We start from the raw sequence: 21274 nt of genomic DNA, 5'->3' as shown, positions 1-21274 counted from the left end.
GATGAAACGCCTGACTACCCTCGCCGCCCTCTCCCTCATCTCCCTTCTTGCGGCCTGCTCAAATGCGCCGAGTGTTGAGAAACCGGCCGTGATCAGCTTCGATGCGTCACGGGCCCAGATGGTCACGGCCCTTGATGGGCTCTGCACTTCGATAGATGAGCGCGAATTCAATCCACCGGAAATCCCCGGCGCCGAGACCCATTCTCAGATCGATTGTCAGGGGTTTGACTATTTCGGCGCGCCGCGCCTTGCCGAATTCGTCTTCCAGGATGATGCGCTGGTCGTCGTCTGGATCCTTGTCGAAGAGAGCGAGCTTGATGGCCTTGAAGAGGCTTTCATCGCTGAATTTGGCGAGCCGACGTCCAAATCGGAGACTATCACCGCTTTTACCCGCGTTCGTGCAGCCGTTCGCAAGGACACGCCTGAGGCACTCTATTATGCTGAGAGCGTTGCGCCGCTGGTCGAAGGCATGTTCGCCGCCGCACCGTAACCTGCGCCTCTCAATTGTGATGGTTCCTGTTTGCCAGCCCGGACGATGCTGCATAATCTTCCGGGCATGAGCACGACCGTCACATCATCGCCGATCATCATCGAGAACTTCCTGCCCGAAGGAATGCAGGATGAGCTCGAACGCGTCATCATGGGGATGAGATTCCCCTGGTTCTATTACCCCAATACAAATTCGACTGATGACTACACGCAGGCCGGCGAGTCTCCCCAATTCGTGCATGGTTTCATCCAGAATTATAAGAACATCACGCAATGGCATACCGTGCCGCGCGCAATCACGGCCCGCCTGGGCATTGCCGATGAAAAGATCATCCGGGCGAAATGCAATTTGATGAGCCGGGAGAAGGCGTCCTTCATCCACCCCAAGCATGTGGACGATGAGAACCCGCACTGGGTCTTTATCTATTATGTGAATGATGCCGATGGAGACACCTGCATCTTTGACGGAGAGGAAGTGGCGCACCGGATCAAGTCCAAGCGAGGACGAGGGCTTATCTTTGACGGCATGATGGAACATGCCTCCTCCGCTCCGGTCGATAGCACGCATCGCTGTGTCTTTAACTTCAACCTTGCGCGCGATATCCCCGCGGAAATCTTCGAGAAATATGCGGTCTGAGGCCAACGGGAAAAGTTCTCCCATGGCCCCGAAATTTCGGCTTGCAAAGCGGCGGCACGCTCATTAGACCGCCCGCTCGACTGAAGTCGGGGCTATAGCTCAATTGGTAGAGCGCTTGCATGGCATGCAAGAGGTCGGCGGTTCGATTCCGCCTAGCTCCACCAGTCGCCAGACGACGCTTTCTTAACATATGTTCTAAAGTGACTGCTGGCGGGCTGAACCACATTGCTGGCGTAAGCTCACCATTACCCTTCACATCAACATCCGGTCATTCTTTACAAAGACGGATAAGAATTCGGGTTAAGTCCTGCTTTTTGCTGGATAATGTAGAAATTGCATTCCGTACTGGAGGTGCAATATGGTTCAGCACACTTAATTCCCCTACGGCGCAATATTTCAGTTTCGCGGCCTTCATGTATAATAAGATATAATTCCGTATTCGCATTTATGTCCGTCTGGGCGCATGGTTTGCGTTTCATGACACCTCGAGCAGTCGGGTAAGGCGTTCCAGAATTCCTGCCATGGGCTAGCATTCATGAAATCCGAGGCATTCATTGCATAGAGATGCAGCCCTCAAGGTTACACCCTGATGCTAAATCATACCCACTGACAGACTTGCTCAATCGTTTTGGGTCCGTGCGGATCAGCTAAAAGAATCAGCTTGGCCAGATTGCACGAAAGCACACCAAATACGGGAAAATCAGGATCAAGATTGCCCCAGATAAGTGTCCGATTTCCAGAACGCTCAAACCGATGGTCCGCTTTCGGGGAAAAGCTGCCCACCCACTCGCCCCAAGGCTGCGCAGATTGCTCAGTGTCACCCGAATATGTGTAAAAATCAAAGATTTGGCAGGCCAGTTGTGCGGATTGGGCCTTGCCAATCAATGATAGCGCCGGTTAACTTGTTGTTGGTGAGTTTTGTCGGCGTACTGCCGGCAGGGACTGGGGAGAGAACAGTTCAGGCACCATGACCGCGACAAGGTCCAGACGCCTGAAAACCTTATCACTCCTCAGATTTGTGGCGTTTTGCCGTTGCCGTGTATGCAGCGGGTCCTGGGGGGATGATGTCAGAGTTCGTAGACGAAACGGTACTGTCGGCCAATGCCGATAGTCTGAACGTCGACACCGTTCCGAGTAACGGCGTGGATCAAAATATCCGTGCACGAACCAAAACGCAAGAAACCCCCACCACAGACCCTGCCCTCTCACGTCTCCACAGCGCCTTGCGTCTTGCGCTTCGGGCCGCCGATGCGGATGTGACGTGTCTTGCCGCCCGGGACTCAATCGTCCTCTGGGCCAGCCGCCGGCGGTCATCCTCTGGCTCGGTCGAAGCCTCACGTCTGTTCAGCCCGGATGATACTGAGCAGCGCAAGAACCGCGCAGCGTCTGTTCTCGCGCGCTGGATGGCTCGGGCCAGAACTGTCCGGGTACCTGTCTGTAAGGAACACGGGATTTATCTGATGGCTTCACGCCGTTCGACTCGTGGGAAATTTTCCAAGGCAGATGCGATGGCCCTTCAGGACGCCGCTCGTCTTGCCGAAGCAGAACTTGAATCCGCCTATACGCGCGTCGTCAATTCGGCATTGTCCTATGCGACAGACAATGCGCGCCTGGGCCTGTTCATCGCCGACATGAGCGGCCGCGTCCTCTTCTCGAATGGCGCCGCCCAACGTTTCATGGAGGCAGGGCGCGGCATCCGGATTTCGGACAACCGCCTGACGGGCCGCTGTTCGGGTGAACATGCGCCGTTCCGTGATTGCCTCAGCGGGCTGTCGGAAATGGGTGCACTTGCGATCGAAGCCGATGACGGCTCTGTCTCACCGATCGTTGCTAAACGGATTTCGCTCAAGGGCCGCAAAGTTCTGGCGATCTATGTAGATGATCCCGAATACCCCTCCCCGCCGGCTGAATGGCTGCGGGAGGTCTACAACATGACCAAGCGTGAGGCAGAAGTCAGTGCGCTGCTCGCAGGCGGGCTCAACGTGTCAGAAGTCGCCGAACAGCTCGGGCTTTCAGAGACGACGGTTAAATCCTACTGCAAGGACGTCTTCGCCAAGCTTGATGTGCGGCGTAAACCGGATCTCGTTCGTATTCTGGCTGCAGGCCCCCTCACCATGGCGGCGCCTCTGCCGCCGAAGATCGAGTCGATCCTTGCCGGACGCATTGGCGACCAGGCAATCGCAGCTTCCTGAGCGAAGTCGTCACCTCCTTCACCTGATATCCGAAATTTAATCTGTGCTGCCCTTAAACAGGCGGACTGATTGCTCCCAGCCAGCATGGCGCAAAGACGCCATCCTGAATCTCTGGCTCGCCACCGGGACGGGCAAATACAGGCTCCCGCATCCTGAAAACGTGGACCCATCGATCAGCATGGAAACAATAAATCATCTCCCCCTCCAAATGGGGGGAGAAGTCGGCGAATGACCCCTCGTAAAATTGCCGCACCGTCCATCAGGACGGGAACCATATTGGGGGAATGGAACAAGGCTGGCATTTCTCGGCCCCAAAGACGTTTCATCCAACTTTTCTAGGAAAATTGAGAATGGCGAATATTTATGGCGACGATACGTCGGAGCTGTTTCCAGGTCTTGGAGAGAACCTGACCGGCAATGACTTCGTTGACGGCCGCGGCGGCAATGACCTGATCTATGCCCTTACCGGGAACGACACGGTCAAGGGCGGCACAGGCAATGACACCATTTCCGGCGGCGCTGGCGATGACGAGATCAAAGGTCAGAACGGAAACGATATCATCATCGGCGACGCCGGTGTGCCGAAAGACACAAACCCGAACTGGGGCAATGACACACTTTACGGCAATGACGGCGACGACAAGGTCGCCGGCCAGTCTGGCGATGACTTTATCGAAGGCAATAACGGCAACGACCAACTGCAGGGCAATGACGGCGTCGACACCATTCTGGGCGGCGCAGGTCATGACCTGATCTCTGGTGGCGCAGACCGCGACCGGCTCTTTGGCAATGATGGTAATGACGAGATCTCCGGTGACGGAGGTGACGACATCATCCGTGCGGGTCTTGGCTGGGACCTGATTTTCGGCGGCGACGGTGCAGACCGGATCTTCGGTGAAGACGGTAATGACACCCTGCTCGGTGAGAACGGCAAGGACACTATGCTGGGCGGCACGGGCGACGATCTGATGTTTGGCGGTGCCGGGATCGACTCCATGCAGGGCGACGAAGGCAATGACACGCTGGTCGGCGGCAATGAAACCGGCCGCGGTGATGACATCACCGGCAACTCCGGCAATGACCTGATCTTCGGCATGGGCGGTGAAGATAACCTTCAGGGCTCGGATGGTCAGGACACGATCCTGGGCGGCATCGGCTCGGACGATATCGATGGTGGTAAGGACGAAGACGTCCTTCTCGGCGAAGACGGCAATGACGATGTTGATGGCGGCGCCGGCAATGACAAGATCTTTGGTGGCGCGGGCAATGACAGCCTCTCCGGCAATGACGACAATGACTATATCGAAGGCGAAGACGGCATTGACGACATCCGCGGGGGTCATGGTCACGACACCCTGCTCGGTGGTGCAGGCAACGACATCATTTCAGGCTCGGATGCCTTTGACGTTGAACCGGGTTTCTTCGGCGATGACGGCAATGACAAGATCTTCGGTGATGCAGGCAATGACACGCTCTACGGCGTCAATGGCAATGACTTCATTGATGGCGGTACGGAGAATGACCTGATCGATGGCGGCAATGGCAATGACACCCTGCTCGGCCAGGCCGGTGCGGACACGATCCTTGCCGGTGCGGGCGCGGATCAGGCATCAGGCGGTGCAGCTGCTGACACTCTCTTCGGTGACAGTGGCGACGACACCCTGCTTGGCGGTGCTGGCAATGACAGCATTGACGGCTGGACAGGCGATGACTGCATCGATGGCGAAGACGGTAACGACTTCCTCTGGGGCTTTACCGGGAACGACACGATTGATGGCTCCGCTGGCAGTGACACGATTGGCGGCGAAGACGGCAATGACGTGATCCAGGGCGGCTCAGGTGACGACTATGTTGATGGCGGCACCGGAAACGACCTCATTGATGCAGGCAGCGCGAGCACCATTCTTGGTTTCGGGATTTCGGTTGCCCAGTTCATCGGTGGCGATACGGTCCTCGGCGGTGACGGCGATGACACGATCTTCGCCAGCGGCGTTGGCGACTACATTCTCGACGGCCAAGAAGATGACGACCTGATCTTCGGTGGGGACACTGTCTTCACTGGGACAGCCGGGCTCGATTTCCTCTTCGGCGGCGAGCATGACGACACGCTGATCGGCCGTCAGGGCACCAACGCCCTCTTCGGCGAAGAAGGCGCGGATGACTTCGTCATCGACATCGTTGTCTCCACAGCCGTGGTGGGCGGAAGTGTTGTGGTCACTGGCCTTGATGCGCTGGGCAGCTTCAGCACCTACCTCATGGACTATGACGGCAACCAGGAAGACCAGATCTGCTTCAACGTTCATTACGCACCGGGCAGCACGGCACTGAATGGTAATGTCAGTCTGAAACTGTTCCAGGCTCTCGACAGCTTCGTCACCCTCTCGAGTGTGAACCTTGCGGTCGACACCCCGGCCCCTGAATATGAGGAAGCCGGTTTCACCTTCACGGATAACGACCTGCTCGTGACCTTCGGGAATGGCAGCTTTGTCTGGATCCGTGACGTCAGCCAGGGCACGATTTTCGAAATCGGTGATGTGCAGACGCTCAACCCGTTCACGTCCAGCCCGAAATCCTTCCAAGGCTTCTGGCAGTCCGATGAACAGCTCATCACCTTTGGCTTTGACAAATATGCTGAGCCGTTCGTGCCGGGCATCGACAAGACAGTCGCAGGGATGGAACGCCCTGTCATGGAGGTCGGGCCGTTCGATATCCCTTCAGATTCCTTCGACAAGACGGCCCTGATGGATATTTTCGAGGCCTTCATCCACTGATCTTTGAATGCATGAATGCGAAGCCGAATCTCTCTTTCGGCAACAAATCGCAGAATTTAAGAGAAGGGCCGCCAAAAGCGGCCCTTTTTTATTAAAAATTTACACTGGGGAAAACTGCCAAAAACCCCGTATTTGCTGGGGTGTGCCTATAAGACTTTATATACCCCCCCCATTCGTGGGGGGCACATCCAAGACGTGTGAATTAACCGATATGAGTCGCCTCCATATTGTGCGGGGGCGCAGGGGGATTGAGCCGTAGGGATCAATGGTCCCCTTTAGTGCTAAATCTAGGAGAGAGTTAGATGGCTAACATTTTTGGCGATGACACGTCAGAACTTTTCCCGGGTCTCGGGGAAGACGTCTCTGGCGACGATTTTATCGACGGCCGCGGCGGTAATGACCTGATCTACGCTCAAGACGGTGATGACACTGTCAAAGGCGGCGCTCAGGACGACACCATTTCCGGCGGTGCCGGCGATGACGAAGTTAAAGGTCAGAACGGCGACGACATCATCATTGGTGATGCAGGCGTTGAAAAAGACCCGAACCCGAACTGGGGCAACGACACGCTTCGCGGTAACGAAGGTGACGACAAAGTTGCTGGTCAGTCGGGCGATGACTCGATCGAAGGCAATGACGGCAACGACGAGCTGCAAGGTAATGACGGCGTAGACATTATCCGTGGTGGCGCTGGCGACGACCTGATCTCTGGTGGTGCTGATCGTGACCGTCTCTTCGGCAACGCTGGCGATGACGAAATCTGCGGCGATGGCGGCGACGACATCATCCGTGCCGGCCTTGGCTGGGACCTCGTTTTCGGTGGCAACGGTGCTGACCGCATCGTTGGTGAAGATGGCAATGACACCCTGCTGGGTGAAAATGGCCGTGACACCATCCGTGGCGGTACAGGCGAAGACCTTATCTTCGGCGGCGCTGGCATTGACTCCATCAAAGGTGACGAAGGCGACGATGTCATCGTAGGTGGTGACGAGCGTGGCCGTGGTGACGACATCACCGGTAATGACGGCGATGACCTCATCTTTGGTGAAGCTGGCGAAGACAACCTTCAGGGTTCTGACGGTCAGGACACGATCCTAGGCGGCATCGGCGCTGACGACATCGACGGCGGCAAGGACGAAGACGTCCTTCTCGGCGAAGACGGCAATGATGACGTTGACGGCGGCGCTGGCGACGACAAGATGTACGGCGGTGCTGGCGATGACAGCATGAGCGGTAACGACGATGACGACTTCATGGAAGGTGAAGACGGCGCCGACGATCTCCGCGGCGGTCACGGCAACGACACCATGCTTGGTGGCGACGGCAATGACTCGATCTCGGGTTCGGATGCCTTTGACGTTGAGCCGGGCTTCTTCGGCGACGACGGCAACGACAAGATCTTCGGCGAAGCTGGCGATGACGTCCTCGAAGGCGTCAACGGCGACGACTTCATCGACGGTGGCGACGACAATGACTCCATCTCTGGTGGCAATGGCGACGACATCCTCCGTGGTGAAAACGGTGCTGACTTTGTTCTCGGCGGTGCTGGCTTCGACCAGATCGACGGTGGTAACGCAGCTGACGTCCTCGACGGCGGCGAAGACGATGACACCATCCTTGGTGGCAACGGCAACGACACAATCGACGGCTGGACTGGCGATGACTGCATCGACGGCGAAGCTGGCGCAGACAGCCTCTGGGGCTTTACCGGCGATGACACCATCGACGGCGGCGCCGGTTCTGACATCATTGACGGCGAGGACGGCAATGACGAGATCCAGGCTGGCAACGGCGACGACGTCTCCATGGGTTCAGCAGGTGACGACCTGATCGACGCTGGTAACTCGGCTACGATTCTCTTCGACCTCCTGCCGGAATTCGTTGGTGGCGACACTGTCCTTGGTGGCACGGGCAACGACACGCTCTTCACGAGCGGCTCGGGCGACTACTTCATGGACGGTGAAGAAGATGACGACCTCATCATCGGTGGTGATGACCAGTTCGGTCTCTTCTCTGGCCTCGACTACCTCTTCGGTGGTGAGCATGACGACACGCTCGTTGGTCGTCAGGGTCTGAACGTCCTCTTCGGTGAAGAAGGTGCTGACGACTTTATCGTCGACATCGTCGTCACGACGGACGCTTCTGGTGACATCACGGGCATTGATGCCAATGGTATCTTCGGGACCTACATCTTTGACTTCGATGGCAACCAGGAAGATCAGCTGTGCTTCAACATCACGCTGGCTGACGGGTCTGTTGGCGGCTTCACGGCTCAGGAGTTCTTCGAAGCTCTTGATGACGCGACGACGCTCTCCAGCTCCGACCTCTTCACCTACACGCCTGAGCGTGACTACGAAGAAGGCGGCCTGATCTTCACGGATAACGACCTTGTCATCGAATTCGACAATGGCTCGTTCATCTACATCCGTGACGTTAGCCCGAACACCATCTTCGAGCTCGGCGAAGTTCAGTCGCTCAATCCGTTCGCGGATACGCCGAAGAACTTCCAAGGCTTCTGGCAGACGGACGAAGAAGTCCTCACCTATGGCTTCGACAAGTACGAAGAGCCCTTCGTGCCTGGCGTCGACAAGACGGTCATGGATATGGATCGTCCGGTCATGGAAGTTGGTCCGTTCGAAGTTCCTTCCGACGACTTCGTCAAAACCGAGCTCATGGATATCTTCGAAGCCTTCGTGCACTAAGCACTCAGGTTTCGGGTCCAGAGGGGTCTCCCAAAGGGATCCCTCACTCGAATTGGGAAAGGCCGCTCTTACGAGCGGCCTTTTTCGTGAACGGCTTTCTATTCAAACAGGGTGCTTCTCACCTTACTGAAAGTACCCATGAGAGCGTGCCTGTCAGGCTCTGCGAGCTGATTGTGCAGCTTTAGAGATCTCCTCATCTTGGCGACCAAACTCCTCTGGTTCTCCGGATTTCTCCTCGTCTCCAGAACTGATTTGCCCCGTTTGAGACAGTTTTTGACATCAATTTCGATGAGAACCTAATGAGTACACCTATGACGGGACACACCTATTCGTGACGTTTCCTGAGACGGGAAAAGATCAATCCGTTAACCAATTGTGCTCATGTAAAATTGCAATCAAACCCCGAAAAACGACGTAATTGTCGCCACTTAGGCCAATTCCCCCCACAAACGGGGGGGGACGTTCCACGCTTTTGTCAATTAACCCGATAAGGGTCTGACCCGTCATGTATCGGCGGGGATGATTTTAGGGGGCAGAACCGGTTGGGAACATCGGTCCCTCTCAGTTCCAGTAGTGCTTTTAGGAGAGAGCGACATGGCAAACATTTATGGCGACGACACGTCAGAACTCTTCCCGGGTCTCGGGGAGGACGTCTCAGGCGACGATTTTATCGACGGCCGCGGCGGTAACGACCTCATCTATGCCCAAACCGGCGACGACACTGTCAAAGGCGGGTCCCAGGATGACACCATTTCCGGTGGCGCTGGTGATGACGAAGTAAAAGGTCAGAACGGCGACGACATCATCATTGGTGATGCAAACGTTGAAAAAGACCCGAACCCGAACTGGGGTAATGACACCCTTTACGGAAACGCTGGTGACGACAAAGTTGCTGGTCAGTCGGGCGACGACTCGATCGAAGGCAATGACGGCAACGACGAGCTGCAAGGTAATGACGGCACCGACACCATCCGTGGTGGCGCTGGCGACGACCTCGTTTCTGGTGGTGCTGATCGTGACCGTATCTACGGCAACGCTGGCGATGACGAGCTTTGCGGCGATGGCGGCGACGACATCATCCGTGCTGGCTTCGGCATGGACCTCGTTTTCGGTGGCAACGGTGCTGACCGTCTGCTCGGCGAAGCTGGTGATGACACCATGCTCGGCGGCAACGGCCGTGACACCATGCGCGGTGGCGAAGATGATGACCTCATGTTCGGCGGCGCTGGCATCGACTCCATGAAGGGCGATGAAGGCAACGACACGCTCGTTGGCGGCGACGAAAAAGGTCGCGGTGACGACATCACCGGTAATGACGGCGATGACCTCATCTTTGGTGAAGCTGGCGAAGACAACCTTCAGGGTTCTGACGGTCAGGACACGATCCTGGGCGGCATCGGCGCTGACGACATCGACGGCGGCAAAGACGAAGACGTTCTGCTTGGCGAAGAAGGCCATGACGACGTTGACGGCGGCGCTGGCGACGACAAACTCTTCGGTGGCGACGGCGACGACAGCCTGAACGGTAACGACGACGACGACTTCATGGAAGGTGAAGACGGCGCCGACGATCTCCGCGGTGGTCACGGCAACGACACCATGCTTGGTGGCGACGGCAACGACTCCATCACGGGTTCGGATGCCTTTGACGTTGAGCCGGGCTTCTTCGGCGACGACGGCGACGACAAAATCTTCGGTGAAAATGGCGATGACGTCCTGCAAGGCGTTAACGGCAACGACTTCATCGACGGTGGCGACGATAACGACCTGATGTCTGGCGGCAATGGCGACGACGTCATTCGCGGCGAAGACGGCTGGGACGTTGCTTACGGTGATAGCGGCAATGACGCCATCGACGGCGGCAATGGCTGGGATTACCTGATCGGCGGCGAAGGTCTCGATACGGTTCTCGGCGGCAACGGCGATGACTACATCGAAGGCAACGGTGGCGATGACTGCCTCGACGGCGAAAACCACGACGACGTTGTCGTTGGTGGCTACGGCGACGACACCATCGACGGCTCGGACGGCTGGGACGCGCTTTACGGCGAAGAAGGCAATGACGAGATCCAGGGCGGCAACGGCAACGACTATGCCGATGGCGGTTCTGGCGATGACCTGATCGACGCTGGCAACTCGGCTACGATCCTCATCGACTTCCTGCCGGAGTTCGTTGGTGGCGACACTGTCCTTGGTGGCACGGGCAACGACACGCTCTTCACGAGCGGCTCGGGCGACTACTTCATGGACGGCGAAGAAGATGACGACCTCATCATCGGTGGTGATGACCAGTTCGGTCTCTTCTCTGGCCTCGACTACCTCTTCGGTGGTGAGCATGACGACACGCTCGTTGGTCGTCAGGGTGTAAACGTCCTGCACGGTGAAGAAGGCGCCGACGATTTCATCGTCGACCTCGTCGTCACCACGGACGCTGCTGGCAACATCACTGACATCGATGCGAATGGTCTCTTCGGGACCTACATCTTTGACTTCGATGGCAACCAGGAAGATCAGCTGTGCTTCAATCTGACGCTGGCTGACGGTTCTGTTGGTGGCTTCACGGCTCGTGAGTTCTTCGAAGCTCTCGATGACGCGACGTCGCTCTCCAGCGCCGATCTCTTCACCTACGTGCCAGAGCGCGATTACGAAGAAGGTGGCTTCGCCTTCACGGATAATGACCTTGTCATCGAATTCGAAAATGGCTCGTTCATCTACATCCGTGACGTTAGCCCGAACACCATCTTCGAGCTCGGCGAAGTTCAGTCGCTTAATCCGTTCGCGGATACACCGAAGAACTTCCAAGGCTTCTGGCAGACGGACGAAGAAGTCCTCACCTTTGGCTTCGACAAGTACGAAGAGCCCTTCGTGCCTGGCGTCGACAAAGTGATCATGGACATGGACCGTCCGGTCATGGAAGTTGGTCCGTTCGAAGTTCCTTCCGACGACTTCACGAAGACGGAACTCATGGATATCTTCGAAGCATTCGTTCACGACCACGGCGACGTGTCATAAGCTGGACGATACATTCTACGGGAAGGGCCGCCCTCGGGCGGCCCTTTTCTTTTGGCTGGTAATCGGAATAACGCCGTAGGTTGAACGTCGTTGGACTATCGGCTTATTTCAATGCAAGCCGCGCCTGCCATTTGACAAGCTCTCGGTTCACCGCATCAGGTGCCGGACCACCAATATGTTTCCGCGCAGCGACAGAGGCTTCGACCGTCACCGCCTCCCTCACCTTGCCGGTGAGTTCGGGGTGCGCCGCCTTCAGGGCTTCATCGGACAGCTCATGAAGGTCGGTGCCAGTCTTTTCGGCTGTTGCGACCAGCCGCCCGACAACGTGATGGGCTTCACGAAAGGGAATATTCAGCTCCCGGACAAGCCAGTCAGCTAGATCCACCGCCGTTGTATAGCCGACACCGGCAGCGGCCTTCATGGTGTCTTTGTTGACGATCAGGCTGCCGGTGACACCAGCGGCAATCGTCAGGCACGCGCCCAGCGTATCGAGCGCATCGAAGACCGGTTCCTTGTCTTCTTGCATGTCCTTTGAATAGGCGAGCGGCAGGCCCTTCATGGTCACGGCCAGCGTGTTGAAGGCGCCGATCACCCTCCCCGTCTTACCGCGCAATAGCTCCGCCGCATCGGGATTACGCTTTTGCGGCATGATCGAAGAGCCGGTCGAAAACGCATCCGAGCATTTGACAAACCCGAAGGCCGCCGTCGACCAGATGATCACCTCTTCGGCAAAGCGCGACAGGGTGATCGCCCCAAGCGAGGCGGCAGACAATGCTTCCAGCGCAAAATCCCGTGAGCTGACGGAATCAAGTGAGTTCGCCGTTGGCCGATAAAAGCCCAGCGCTTTCGCCGTCATCTCCCGATCGATCGGATGGGACGTGCCCGCAAGGGCCGCTGCCCCCAGCGGGCATTCATTGAGCCGCGCTCTTGCATCGGCATAGCGGCTTAGGTCGCGTTCGGCCATTTCAGCATAAGCGAGCAGGTGATGGGCAAAGGTCACCGGTGTTGCCGGCTGCAAATGGGTGAAGCCCGGCATGACCGTACCGACATGATCCGCGGCCAGCGTCACCAGCGCTTTCTGCCAGTCGCGGGTCGCCTCGATCAGTCCATCGAGCGTGCCGCGCACCCAGAGTTTGAAATCGGTTGCGACTTGATCATTCCGTGAACGGCCGGTATGCAGCCGACCCGCCGCATCGCCGATCAACTCGGCCAGCCGCCCTTCGACATTCATATGGATGTCTTCAAGAGCTTCGGAGAATTTAAAACGCCCTTCGGCGATTTCCGTCTCGACCTGTTCGAGCCCAGAGAGGATTGCGTCGCGATCAGCTTCGGAGATGATCCCCTGGCTCGCCAGCATCGTCGCGTGAGCTCGCGAGCCAGCAATGTCCTCTGCGGCAAGGCGCTGGTCAAAACCGATCGAGGCATTGAAGCGCTGCATCACATCGGACGGCGCCTCGCTGAACCGCCCGCCCCACATGGCATTCACACCGGATTTGCCCGTCTCGTCTTTTCTGCCGGTCATGCTCTTCTCCATCTCGGTGCCGATACATTTTGGACTTGCACCTTTGTTGCGTGCGTGTGTAGCTTGCCGCAATCTGTCAAGGAGTGTCTCCGTGAAGACATTTGTGACCAACTTCGATATGGGACTGTCGCGACGCCGCCGAAACGCGTGCGCGCGCCGTTGCGGCTGACCGCAGCGACGTTCCCCGCACGCGCCCGGCCTAGTTGCCGGGTTTTTTTATGCCTCAATGAAAAGGATCAGACCGATTACACACCGTCATTTCTTATCGACCGCCGACTGGTCGCAGGCCGAACTGCAGGGCCTGCTCGATAGTGCCGCACAGCTTCGCGGCAAGCGCGATGAAGGTCTTGCCGGCAAGAAAGCGGCGCTGATCTTCTATAACCCGTCATTGCGTACACGGACCTCCTTTCAGGTGGCGATGCTGGAACAGGGCGGCGATGCCATCGTGCTTGATGCCGCCGGGACATGGCCGCTCGAAATCGAAGACGGCGTCGTCATGGACGGTACGGCAGAAGAACATGTCCGTGAGGCAGCGCGCGTCCTTTCGACCTATGTCGATGTGATCTGCATCCGCGCCTTCCCGAAATTCCAAGACTGGCAGGTTGACCGTCAGGACATGCTGATCCGCGCCTTTGCCGAGCACGCGACCGTGCCGGTCGTGAATATGGAGACGATCGTTCATCCCTGTCAGGAACTGGCGTTGATGCGCACGCTTCAGGACCGGCTGGGTGAGGTGAAGAAGAAGAAATTCGTCCTCACATGGACCTATCACCCCAAGCCGCTGAATACGGCGGTCGCTAACTCCGCGCTGCTGATCTCGTCAAAATTCGGGATGGATGTGACCCTCCTCTGTCCGACACCGGAATATCTTCTCGATGAACGCTATATGACAGCGGCGGAGAATTTCGCGAAGGAATATGGCGGGTCGTTGACCATCAGCCATGATCCCGAAGAGGCCTATGATGGCGCCGATGTCGTGTATGCAAAAAGCTGGGGTGCACTCCCTTATTTTGGCCGCTGGGAAGACGAAAAACCGATCCGCGATGCCCATCAGCATTTCATCGTCGATGAAAAGAAAATGGCCCTCACAAATAATGGCCTCTTCAGCCATTGCCTGCCCATGCGCCGCAATATCAAGGTGACGGATGCCGTCGCCGACAGTCCGAATGCGGTCTTTATCGAAGAGGCGGCGAACCGCCTGCCCGTCCAGAAAGCAGTGCTCAAAACCCTGCTCGGCGGCGAATAAGGAGTTTTCAAATGTCCAAGGGTAAAGTTGTTCTCGCCTTCTCGGGCGGTCTTGATACCAGTTATTGCGTCGTCTGGCTGAAGGAACAGGGCTGGGACGTCGTCACCTATTTTGTCGATACGGCCGGCCCCGGCAGTGCGGAAGCCTCCCCCGAAGAGGTCGAAGCGCGCGCGAAAGAACTCGGCGCGGTTGAGCACCATTCGGTGGAAGCCGCAGGCCGTCTGTGGGATGAGATCGTCACCCCGCTGATCCGGGCGGGCGAATGGCGCCAGGGGCGCTATCCCCTTCTTTGTGCGGACCGTTATCTGATCGTCAAACTCGGCGTTGAGATTGCGAAAAAGACCGGCGCCGATGCGATTGCGCATGGCTGCACCGGCATGGGCAATGACCAGGTGCGTTTTGACCGGTCGATTGCCGCGCTCGGTGGGTTCAAATCGCTCGCGCCGATCCGCGAAGTGCCGCGCGATGCGGGCAATGTCCGGGAATATGAGCGTAAATATCTCGAAGATCGCGGTTTTGAAGTCCCTGCCTCGCAGAAACTCTATACGATCAACCAGAACCTTCTGGGCACGACCTTTTCCGGCCGGGAGATCGATGACTGGAAGACCCCGTCCGACAAGGCACGCTCGCTGACCAAGCCTGCCGGCGACTGGCCGAGCCATCCGCTGGAGCTGACAATCCAGTTCGAAAACGGTGTCGCTGTTGCAATCGATGGTCAGCCTGTACCGGGTCCGGATCTTCTAAGCCGCCTCAACCGTGAATTCGGGGCTTACGGCGTCGGTTACGGCACCTATACGGGCGACACGCTGGTCGGGCTGAAAGGCCGGATTGCGTTCGAGGCCCCAGGCCTCATCGCGCTCGAAGCCGCGCACCGGGCGCTCGAACAGGGTGTCTTCACCATGGCGCAGAACGATTTCAAACCCATGGTGGCCCGCAAATGGGCAGACCTGGTCTATGATGGCGGCTATTTCGACCCCCTCCGTTCACAGATCGAAGATTTCATCACCTCAACGCAGGAAAGGGTCACCGGCAACGTTACGCTGATGACCAGCGGCGGAAGGGTCGATGCGGTCGAGATTACCTCCGACTACCTCCTTCGCCGAGATGGGGCGACCTATGCGCAGGCGGCAGACTGGACGGCGGAGGAAGCGACCGGCTTCATCAAGCTGGTCGGTCAGTCGGCGGCCCTATGGACGCTTGTCGGCGACAAGGACTGATTTTTCGTGACGTTTTCTCTTGATACGGTCCTTGATCACCTCGAAGCCCTTGTCGGATTTGACAGCCAGAACCCGCCGCGGGCGCTAACGCCGCAGGCGGAGCTTTTCGGCTGGCTTGATACCCACGCGCCGGGGTTTGAGACATCCGTGCTCGACTATGGTGATGGCTGCCTTGGCTGGTATGCAAAGCGTGGCGAGGCAAGGACACTCTTCAATGTCCATCTCGACACCGTGCCGATTGCGCCCGGCTGGACGCAAGATCCGCACAAAATGACGCGGGCAGATGACCGCGCCATCGGCCTTGGCACCTGCGATATCAAGGGGGCAGCAGCCTGCCTTCTCAATGTTGCCGCCAAAACTGACGGCCCCATGGCGCTCCTCTTCACGACCGATGAAGAAGCCGGCCAGAGCGATGCAGTGCACGGATTTTTGAAAGAATCCCATCCCTACGACCGCGTCATTGTCTCCGAACCGACGAAGGCGAAGGCAACGCCGCAGCATCGCGGCATCCTGTCGGCGGAAGCCAATTTCAAGGGAATGTCCGGCCACGCCTCAAAGGGCGGCGTCTCGGCCATCCATGCGGCGGCAAAATTCGTGACAGACGCCCTCGCTCTGCCGTGGGCCGCGGACTATCGGCTCAATTTCGGGCGTATCGAAGGCGGCGTGAAACCTAATATGGTGGCGGCGGACTGTCTCGTCCGCTTCGGCTTCCGGGGGCTGCCCGGCGCCGATACCGCCTCGCGCTTAGACGAGATCCGCGCACTGGCAGGCGATGAACTGGTCTCTTTAGGAAAACGCTTTGAGGGTCCGCCCCTCCCCATCGCAGATGACAAGGCACAGGCTGGACAAAAAGCCCTGATGGATTGGGCCGCCGGGATCGGTCTCGACCTTGGTGATCCAGTCGATTTCTGGACCGAGGCGTCGCTCTTTGCCGCTGCCGGATATCCCGCCCTCGTTCTTGGTCCCGGCGATATCGCCCAGGCCCATGCGGCGGATGAATTCGTTCTTTATGCGGACCTCGAGGCCGCCTTCAATGCCTATATGAGGATCATGACGCATGGCTGACGGACCAGTCAAAACAGCCCTCACGGAGCTTCTCGGCCAGATCCGGGACGGCAAAGAAATCCGCACCTATCTTGACCGTTTCGGCGCGGCGGGCGGCACCAGCTTTGCGATTTTCAAGCTCGGCGGCGCGGTCCTGCGTGATGATCTTGAGACCGTGGCGGCGGGTCTTGCTCTCCTCAACACGGTCGGGCTGACCCCCATCGTTGTTCACGGCGCCGGCCCCCAGCTTGATGAAGCCATCGCCGCCGCCGGGGTTGATGCCGGCAAGAAAGATGGCCTGCGTGTCTCCACCCCGGAAGTGATGGACGTCGTCAGTACGATTGCTATGCGGACGACCATCGCCCTTTCATCCGCCATCGGCCAACAGGGCGGACACACCGCCGCCGTGCCGCCTGCAGCCATCCGGGCCCGGATTGTCGATGAAGAAAAATATGGCCGCGTCGGTGATCCGCTGGCAGTCGATCTCGAAACCATCTCCGCCATCACGGATTCAGGCAGCATTCCGCTGATCAGCAATATCGGCGTCGATGAGGCGGGACGCCTCGTCAATATCAATGCCGATGCCGTCGCGCGCGCGCTCGCGCTGGCCTTCGAGCCGTTGAAGATCGTTTTCGTCACCGGCACCGGCGGGCTTCTCGATAATGAAGGTGATCTGATCACCTCGATCAACCTCAATGCCGAGCTTGAGCAGATGATCAAAGATGGCACGGTCCATTCCGGCATGCAGCTCAAACTTGAAGAGATCGGCAAGCTCCTGTCTGAACTGCCGCCCTCCACCTCCGTCTCGATTACCTCACCCGACGGGATCGTCCGTGAACTGTTCACCCATGGTGGACAGGGCACGCTGGTCCGGCTCGGTGAGCAATATGAGCGCCATGAGACGATCGAGGATGTCGATGTGCCTCGCCTCAAACGCCTCATCGAGCGCGCTTTCGGCAAGACCCTGCCGGCGGGATATCTTGAGAGCCTGCCGATCCACCGGATCTATGTCTCGGAAGGCTACCGGACGGCTGCGGTGCTGATCAAACTCGGTGATGCAGTCCTGCTCGACAAATTCGTGGTCGATCCAGATGCGCGCGGCGAGGGCCTGACCCACGGCCTCTGGCGATTAATGATTGAGGACGAGCCCGTCGTTTACTGGCGTTCGCGTCAGACTAACGGGTTCAACGGCTTTTACATGTCGCATGCGGATGGTTTCGTCCGGCGCGGCATCTGGAATATCTTCTGGACCGGCCGCCCCGGCCTCGGCGAGGCAGCTTCCATCATCGAAGATGTCGTCGCCCGGACCCCGAGCTTCATCGAGGATGCGTCATGACGATCAATGTCGGCCTCATTGGGGCCCGCGGCTATGTCGGCCGGGAGATGTTGGAGCTGATCGCGCGGCATCCTGAACTGTCGCTCGCCTATGCCTCTTCGCGGGAATGGGACGGCAAGCCGATTGCCGATATGCTGGACGGCGACGTCCATTTTGACGGGCAGGTCTTCGAAGCCCTTGGGCCTGAGGCTGCCGCAGACCGCCAGGCGGATGTCGTCATTCTCGGTCTGCCCAATGGCAAGGCTGCGCCTTTTGTTGAAGCCTTAAGCAATACAGCATCCGAGAGCGTGCTGATCGATCTGTCAGCGGATTACCGCCATGACAGCGGCTGGATCTATGGTCTGCCGGAACGCAACCGGGCGCAGATCAAGGGCGCAACCCGGATCGCCAATCCGGGCTGCTACGCCACTGCTGCGCAGCTTGCTCTTCTGCCTCTGCAGGGGCTGCTCGAAGGTCAGGCCCATGTCTTCGGGCTCTCGGGCTGGTCCGGTGCCGGAACGACCCCGTCACGCAAGAACGACCCTGAGGCGCTCCACGATAATGTGATCCCCTACGGGCTTGTCGGGCACGGCCATGAAAAGGAAATCGCCGTTCATTCCGGCGAGGATGTCCGTTTCATGCCATGCGTTACGTCTTTCTTCAGAGGGCTGATCGTCACTGTCTCCGCGCAGTTGGCGGGCGCAGCAGATGAGGAACAGATCAGAAATCTGTTTGCCGAGACTTATCAGAACGAACCCTTTGCCACTCTTCTGGATGAACCGGCCGAACCCGTGGCCGTAGCGGGCACCCATCTCTGTCAGATCGGCCGTCCGCAATTACGGGCCGATGGGCGCGGTATTGTTGTCACCTCGGCGCTCGACAATCTCCTGAAGGGCGCGGCCTCCCAGGCGATCCAGAACCTCAATCTCGTCCTCGGTTTCGATGAGAAAACGGGCCTCACCCCCGCTCGCTAGCTACCTGAAATAAGGTCATTCTGTGGCATTCGCCTTTTGGGCGGAACGCCTCGGGAGGCACTCCGTTAACCATGCACGATCATCGGCGCAAGGCATGCTGGCGGCCACCACGTCAGCATACGGTTGAGTTTTGCGCGTCGGCCGGTCGTGCAACACTTATCTGGAGATTGAACCCATGACCACTTCCCCTCAGATCAAAGCCCTTCTCGCCACCTCGTCGCTCGTGATCGGCGGCCTTGCTGCCTCTGCGGCACTGGCACAGGAAACCACCACCAAGACCGAAACCGAGGTCGAGACCAGTATCGAAGAGACGGTCGAAGCCGCTGAAGAGACCCTCGACGTCGATGTCGAAGGCGAAGTCGATATGACAACGGATGATGACGATGCGTCGGTGACGACGGATGCCGAAGTCAAGCTTGGCGATGCGGATGATGCCATTGGCGATGATGATGCCGATCTCGACGTAGAGAGCGAGACCGACGTCATGGCGGCGGCTGATGACGAAGAAGGCGATGATGAAGACAAGCCGATGCTTGAGGCGGAAGCCGAGATCGAAGCAGATGGCGAAGTCGAAGGTGACACCGACATCGACGGCTAATTGCTGACATTTCTGTGATGGAGAAGGCGGCCTCTTCCGAGCGCCGCCTTTTCGCTTTTCAGGAGGAGCAGGACACAGACAGCCCGCACATCTCCGCTGACGGCGGCGCGGCCAGATCCTCATTCCCTTCATGCGGATCAAAGGGACTCGTTATGATACGGAATATCTCATCGAGTCGGCCCAGATTGAAGTCATCCTCCACCGCCCTTATCGCTGTTTCCGCGACCCAGTTCCGCAGGACATAACGGGGATTGGCCACATCTAGGCGCGCGGCGATCTCATCCCGGCCTGCCTCTTCCCGTTCCAGCCGCGCCTGCCATGCCGCCACCCATTCGCTTCCTTCAAGAGGCGCAGCCGACGGTGCGCCCTCTTCACCGCGCAAGAAATACCCAAGGCTCCGCCAGCTATTTGTGTAATCCGCTTTCGTCTCTTCAAGTATTTTGAGGAAACTGGCAGCCAGTTCGAAATCACCCTCTTCCTCGACCTCTAGCCCCAGTTTGCGCCGTATCTCGCCGATCCAAGCGGCATCAAAGGCCGGACCATAGCTTTCGAGCGCCGCGCTCAGTTCCTCCATCGGTACGAGCGAGGTGAAGGCCACGGCCAGCGCCTTGAGGTTCCAGAAAGCAATGCCCGGCTGGTGAGAGAAGGTATAGCGCCCCATCTCGTCCGAATGATTGCAGATGAAGGACGGATCATAGAGATCAAGGAAACCGAACGGCCCGTAATCGATCGTCAGGCCAAGGATCGACATATTGTCCGTATTCATCACGCCATGGGCGAACCCCGCCGCCTGCCATTGTGCGATCAGCTTGGCGGTCCTCGCCGTCACTTCCTCGAACAGCGCGGCATAAGGGTTCTTCCGATCTTTAAGCGCCGGATAATGATGCGCCAGCACATGATCGGCGAGTTCCCGCACGCGCCCGGTCTCGCCCCGGTGATGGAAATATTCGAAATGCCCAAAACGGATATGGCTGGGCGCGAGCCGTCCCATGACGGCGCCGGGCTCCAGCGTCTCACGATGCACCCCTTCGCGCGAAGCGATCACGCTGAGCGCCCGCGTCGTCGGAATGCCGAGCGCGGCCATATGCTCACTGCACAGATATTCCCGCAAGACAGAACGCAAGACGGCCCGCCCGTCGCCAAATCTTGAATAGGGTGTGCGCCCCGCTCCTTTGAGCTGTAGCTCCCAAGGCTGGCCATCCGTCTCGCCCTCGGCAATCGTCACCGCCCGGCCATCGCCAAGCTGGGGAACGAAATGGCCAAACTGGTGCCCTGCATAAACGGCGGCATAAGGCTCAGCGCCCGCCACCAGCCGATGCCCGGCCATCACCTCGATGAAGCTTACCGTGTCCGCTGCCTCAGGCGACAGGCCGATCCGGGGTAGGATCGCCCGATTCACATGGACCAGGATCGGATCCTCCCCCACCGCCTCGGGTGCCACATCGCTGTAGAAGACGTTCGGCAATTGCCGGAATTGCGGGCGCAGGGCCTCTTGGGGGAATAGCGTGTCATCGCGCGGCAGGGTCATCTGCGCAGCCTAGCCGTCTCGCATCGC

14 protein-coding genes and 1 tRNA gene are annotated in these 21274 nt (G+C 58.3%); 13 read left to right on the top strand and 2 right to left on the bottom strand.

Going from position 1 to position 21274, the window contains the following annotated elements; all coding sequences use genetic code 11:
• Position 1: 1 nt before the first annotated feature.
• The 7 genes from DX908_RS01230 (at position 2) to DX908_RS01200 (ending at position 11803) form a co-directional block, all read left to right on the top strand.
• A complete protein-coding gene (locus DX908_RS01230; RefSeq protein ID WP_116390652.1) occupies positions 2-490 on the top strand; it encodes a hypothetical protein in 489 nt (162 codons plus the stop codon).
• A gap of 45 nt (positions 491-535) precedes the next feature.
• The gene (locus DX908_RS01225; protein ID WP_116390651.1) at positions 536-1126 is read left to right on the top strand and encodes a hypothetical protein; all 591 of its coding nucleotides are present in this window, start codon (positions 536-538) and stop codon (positions 1124-1126) included.
• A gap of 88 nt (positions 1127-1214) precedes the next feature.
• A tRNA-Ala gene (locus DX908_RS01220) sits at positions 1215-1290 on the top strand.
• A 900-nt stretch (positions 1291-2190) separates the two neighbouring features.
• Complete coding sequence (locus DX908_RS01215; RefSeq protein WP_158548399.1) at positions 2191-3318, top strand: helix-turn-helix transcriptional regulator; 1128 nt, start codon at positions 2191-2193, stop codon at positions 3316-3318.
• A 350-nt stretch (positions 3319-3668) separates the two neighbouring features.
• Entirely contained in the window at positions 3669-6089 is a 2421-nt protein-coding gene (locus DX908_RS01210) for a calcium-binding protein (protein ID WP_158548398.1), read from the top strand.
• A 302-nt stretch (positions 6090-6391) separates the two neighbouring features.
• Positions 6392-8791, top strand: a complete 2400-nt coding sequence (locus DX908_RS01205) for a calcium-binding protein (RefSeq protein WP_116390648.1) — start codon at positions 6392-6394, stop codon at positions 8789-8791.
• 594 nt (positions 8792-9385) lie between these two features.
• Positions 9386-11803, top strand: a complete 2418-nt coding sequence (locus DX908_RS01200) for a hypothetical protein (protein WP_158548397.1) — start codon at positions 9386-9388, stop codon at positions 11801-11803.
• Positions 11804-11906: 103 nt separating this feature from the next.
• Here DX908_RS01200 and argH read toward each other — a convergent pair whose 3' ends face one another.
• On the bottom strand, positions 11907-13325 hold the full coding sequence (gene argH, locus DX908_RS01195) for an argininosuccinate lyase (RefSeq protein WP_199564547.1): 1419 nt from the start codon (positions 13323-13325) through the stop codon (positions 11907-11909).
• A gap of 244 nt (positions 13326-13569) precedes the next feature.
• Here argH and DX908_RS01190 point away from each other — a divergent pair, with 244 nt between their 5' ends.
• The 6 genes from DX908_RS01190 (at position 13570) to DX908_RS01165 (ending at position 19719) form a co-directional block, all read left to right on the top strand.
• Entirely contained in the window at positions 13570-14571 is a 1002-nt protein-coding gene (locus DX908_RS01190) for an N-acetylornithine carbamoyltransferase (RefSeq protein WP_116392933.1), read from the top strand.
• 11 nt (positions 14572-14582) lie between these two features.
• Positions 14583-15788, top strand: a complete 1206-nt coding sequence (locus tag DX908_RS01185; RefSeq protein ID WP_116390646.1) for an argininosuccinate synthase — start codon at positions 14583-14585, stop codon at positions 15786-15788.
• 6 nt (positions 15789-15794) lie between these two features.
• On the top strand, positions 15795-16853 hold the full coding sequence (locus DX908_RS01180) for an acetylornithine deacetylase (RefSeq protein WP_116390645.1): 1059 nt from the start codon (positions 15795-15797) through the stop codon (positions 16851-16853).
• The gene (locus tag DX908_RS01175; protein ID WP_116390644.1) at positions 16846-18168 is read left to right on the top strand and encodes an acetylglutamate kinase; all 1323 of its coding nucleotides are present in this window, start codon (positions 16846-16848) and stop codon (positions 18166-18168) included. The genes DX908_RS01180 and DX908_RS01175 overlap by 8 nt, the downstream gene beginning before the upstream one ends.
• Entirely contained in the window at positions 18165-19121 is a 957-nt protein-coding gene (gene argC / locus DX908_RS01170) for an N-acetyl-gamma-glutamyl-phosphate reductase (RefSeq protein WP_116390643.1), read from the top strand. Before DX908_RS01175 ends, argC begins: the two co-directional genes overlap by 4 nt.
• Positions 19122-19296: 175 nt before the next feature.
• Positions 19297-19719 carry a hypothetical protein gene (locus DX908_RS01165; RefSeq protein ID WP_116390642.1) on the top strand — a complete coding sequence of 141 codons (423 nt, stop codon included), beginning with the start codon at positions 19297-19299 and terminating at the stop codon, positions 19717-19719.
• 58 nt (positions 19720-19777) lie between these two features.
• Here DX908_RS01165 and DX908_RS01160 read toward each other — a convergent pair whose 3' ends face one another.
• A complete protein-coding gene (locus DX908_RS01160; RefSeq protein ID WP_116390641.1) occupies positions 19778-21247 on the bottom strand; it encodes a protein adenylyltransferase SelO in 1470 nt (489 codons plus the stop codon).
• Positions 21248-21274 lie beyond the last annotated feature (27 nt).

It is taken from the genome of Parvularcula marina (genome assembly GCF_003399445.1).
Taxonomy (GTDB): domain Bacteria; phylum Pseudomonadota; class Alphaproteobacteria; order Caulobacterales; family Parvularculaceae; genus Parvularcula; species Parvularcula marina.
This window is presented reverse-complemented; position numbering and strand designations above follow the sequence as displayed.

Excerpts from the sequence above, each read along its gene's own strand:
- DX908_RS01230 (WP_116390652.1), top strand. The coding sequence starts at position 2 with ATGAAACGCCTGACTACCCTCGCCGCCCTCTCCCTCATCTCCCTTCTT.
- DX908_RS01225 (WP_116390651.1), top strand. The coding sequence starts at position 536 with ATGCTGCATAATCTTCCGGGCATGAGCACGACCGTCACATCATCGCCG.
- DX908_RS01215 (WP_158548399.1), top strand. The coding sequence starts at position 2,191 with ATGTCAGAGTTCGTAGACGAAACGGTACTGTCGGCCAATGCCGATAGT.
- DX908_RS01210 (WP_158548398.1), top strand. The coding sequence starts at position 3,669 with ATGGCGAATATTTATGGCGACGATACGTCGGAGCTGTTTCCAGGTCTT.
- DX908_RS01205 (WP_116390648.1), top strand. The coding sequence starts at position 6,392 with ATGGCTAACATTTTTGGCGATGACACGTCAGAACTTTTCCCGGGTCTC.
- DX908_RS01200 (WP_158548397.1), top strand. The coding sequence starts at position 9,386 with ATGGCAAACATTTATGGCGACGACACGTCAGAACTCTTCCCGGGTCTC.
- argH (WP_199564547.1), bottom strand. The coding sequence starts at position 13,325 with ATGACCGGCAGAAAAGACGAGACGGGCAAATCCGGTGTGAATGCCATG.
- DX908_RS01185 (WP_116390646.1), top strand. The coding sequence starts at position 14,583 with ATGTCCAAGGGTAAAGTTGTTCTCGCCTTCTCGGGCGGTCTTGATACC.
- DX908_RS01175 (WP_116390644.1), top strand. The coding sequence starts at position 16,846 with ATGGCTGACGGACCAGTCAAAACAGCCCTCACGGAGCTTCTCGGCCAG.
- argC (WP_116390643.1), top strand. The coding sequence starts at position 18,165 with ATGACGATCAATGTCGGCCTCATTGGGGCCCGCGGCTATGTCGGCCGG.
- DX908_RS01165 (WP_116390642.1), top strand. The coding sequence starts at position 19,297 with ATGACCACTTCCCCTCAGATCAAAGCCCTTCTCGCCACCTCGTCGCTC.
- DX908_RS01160 (WP_116390641.1), bottom strand. The coding sequence starts at position 21,247 with ATGACCCTGCCGCGCGATGACACGCTATTCCCCCAAGAGGCCCTGCGC.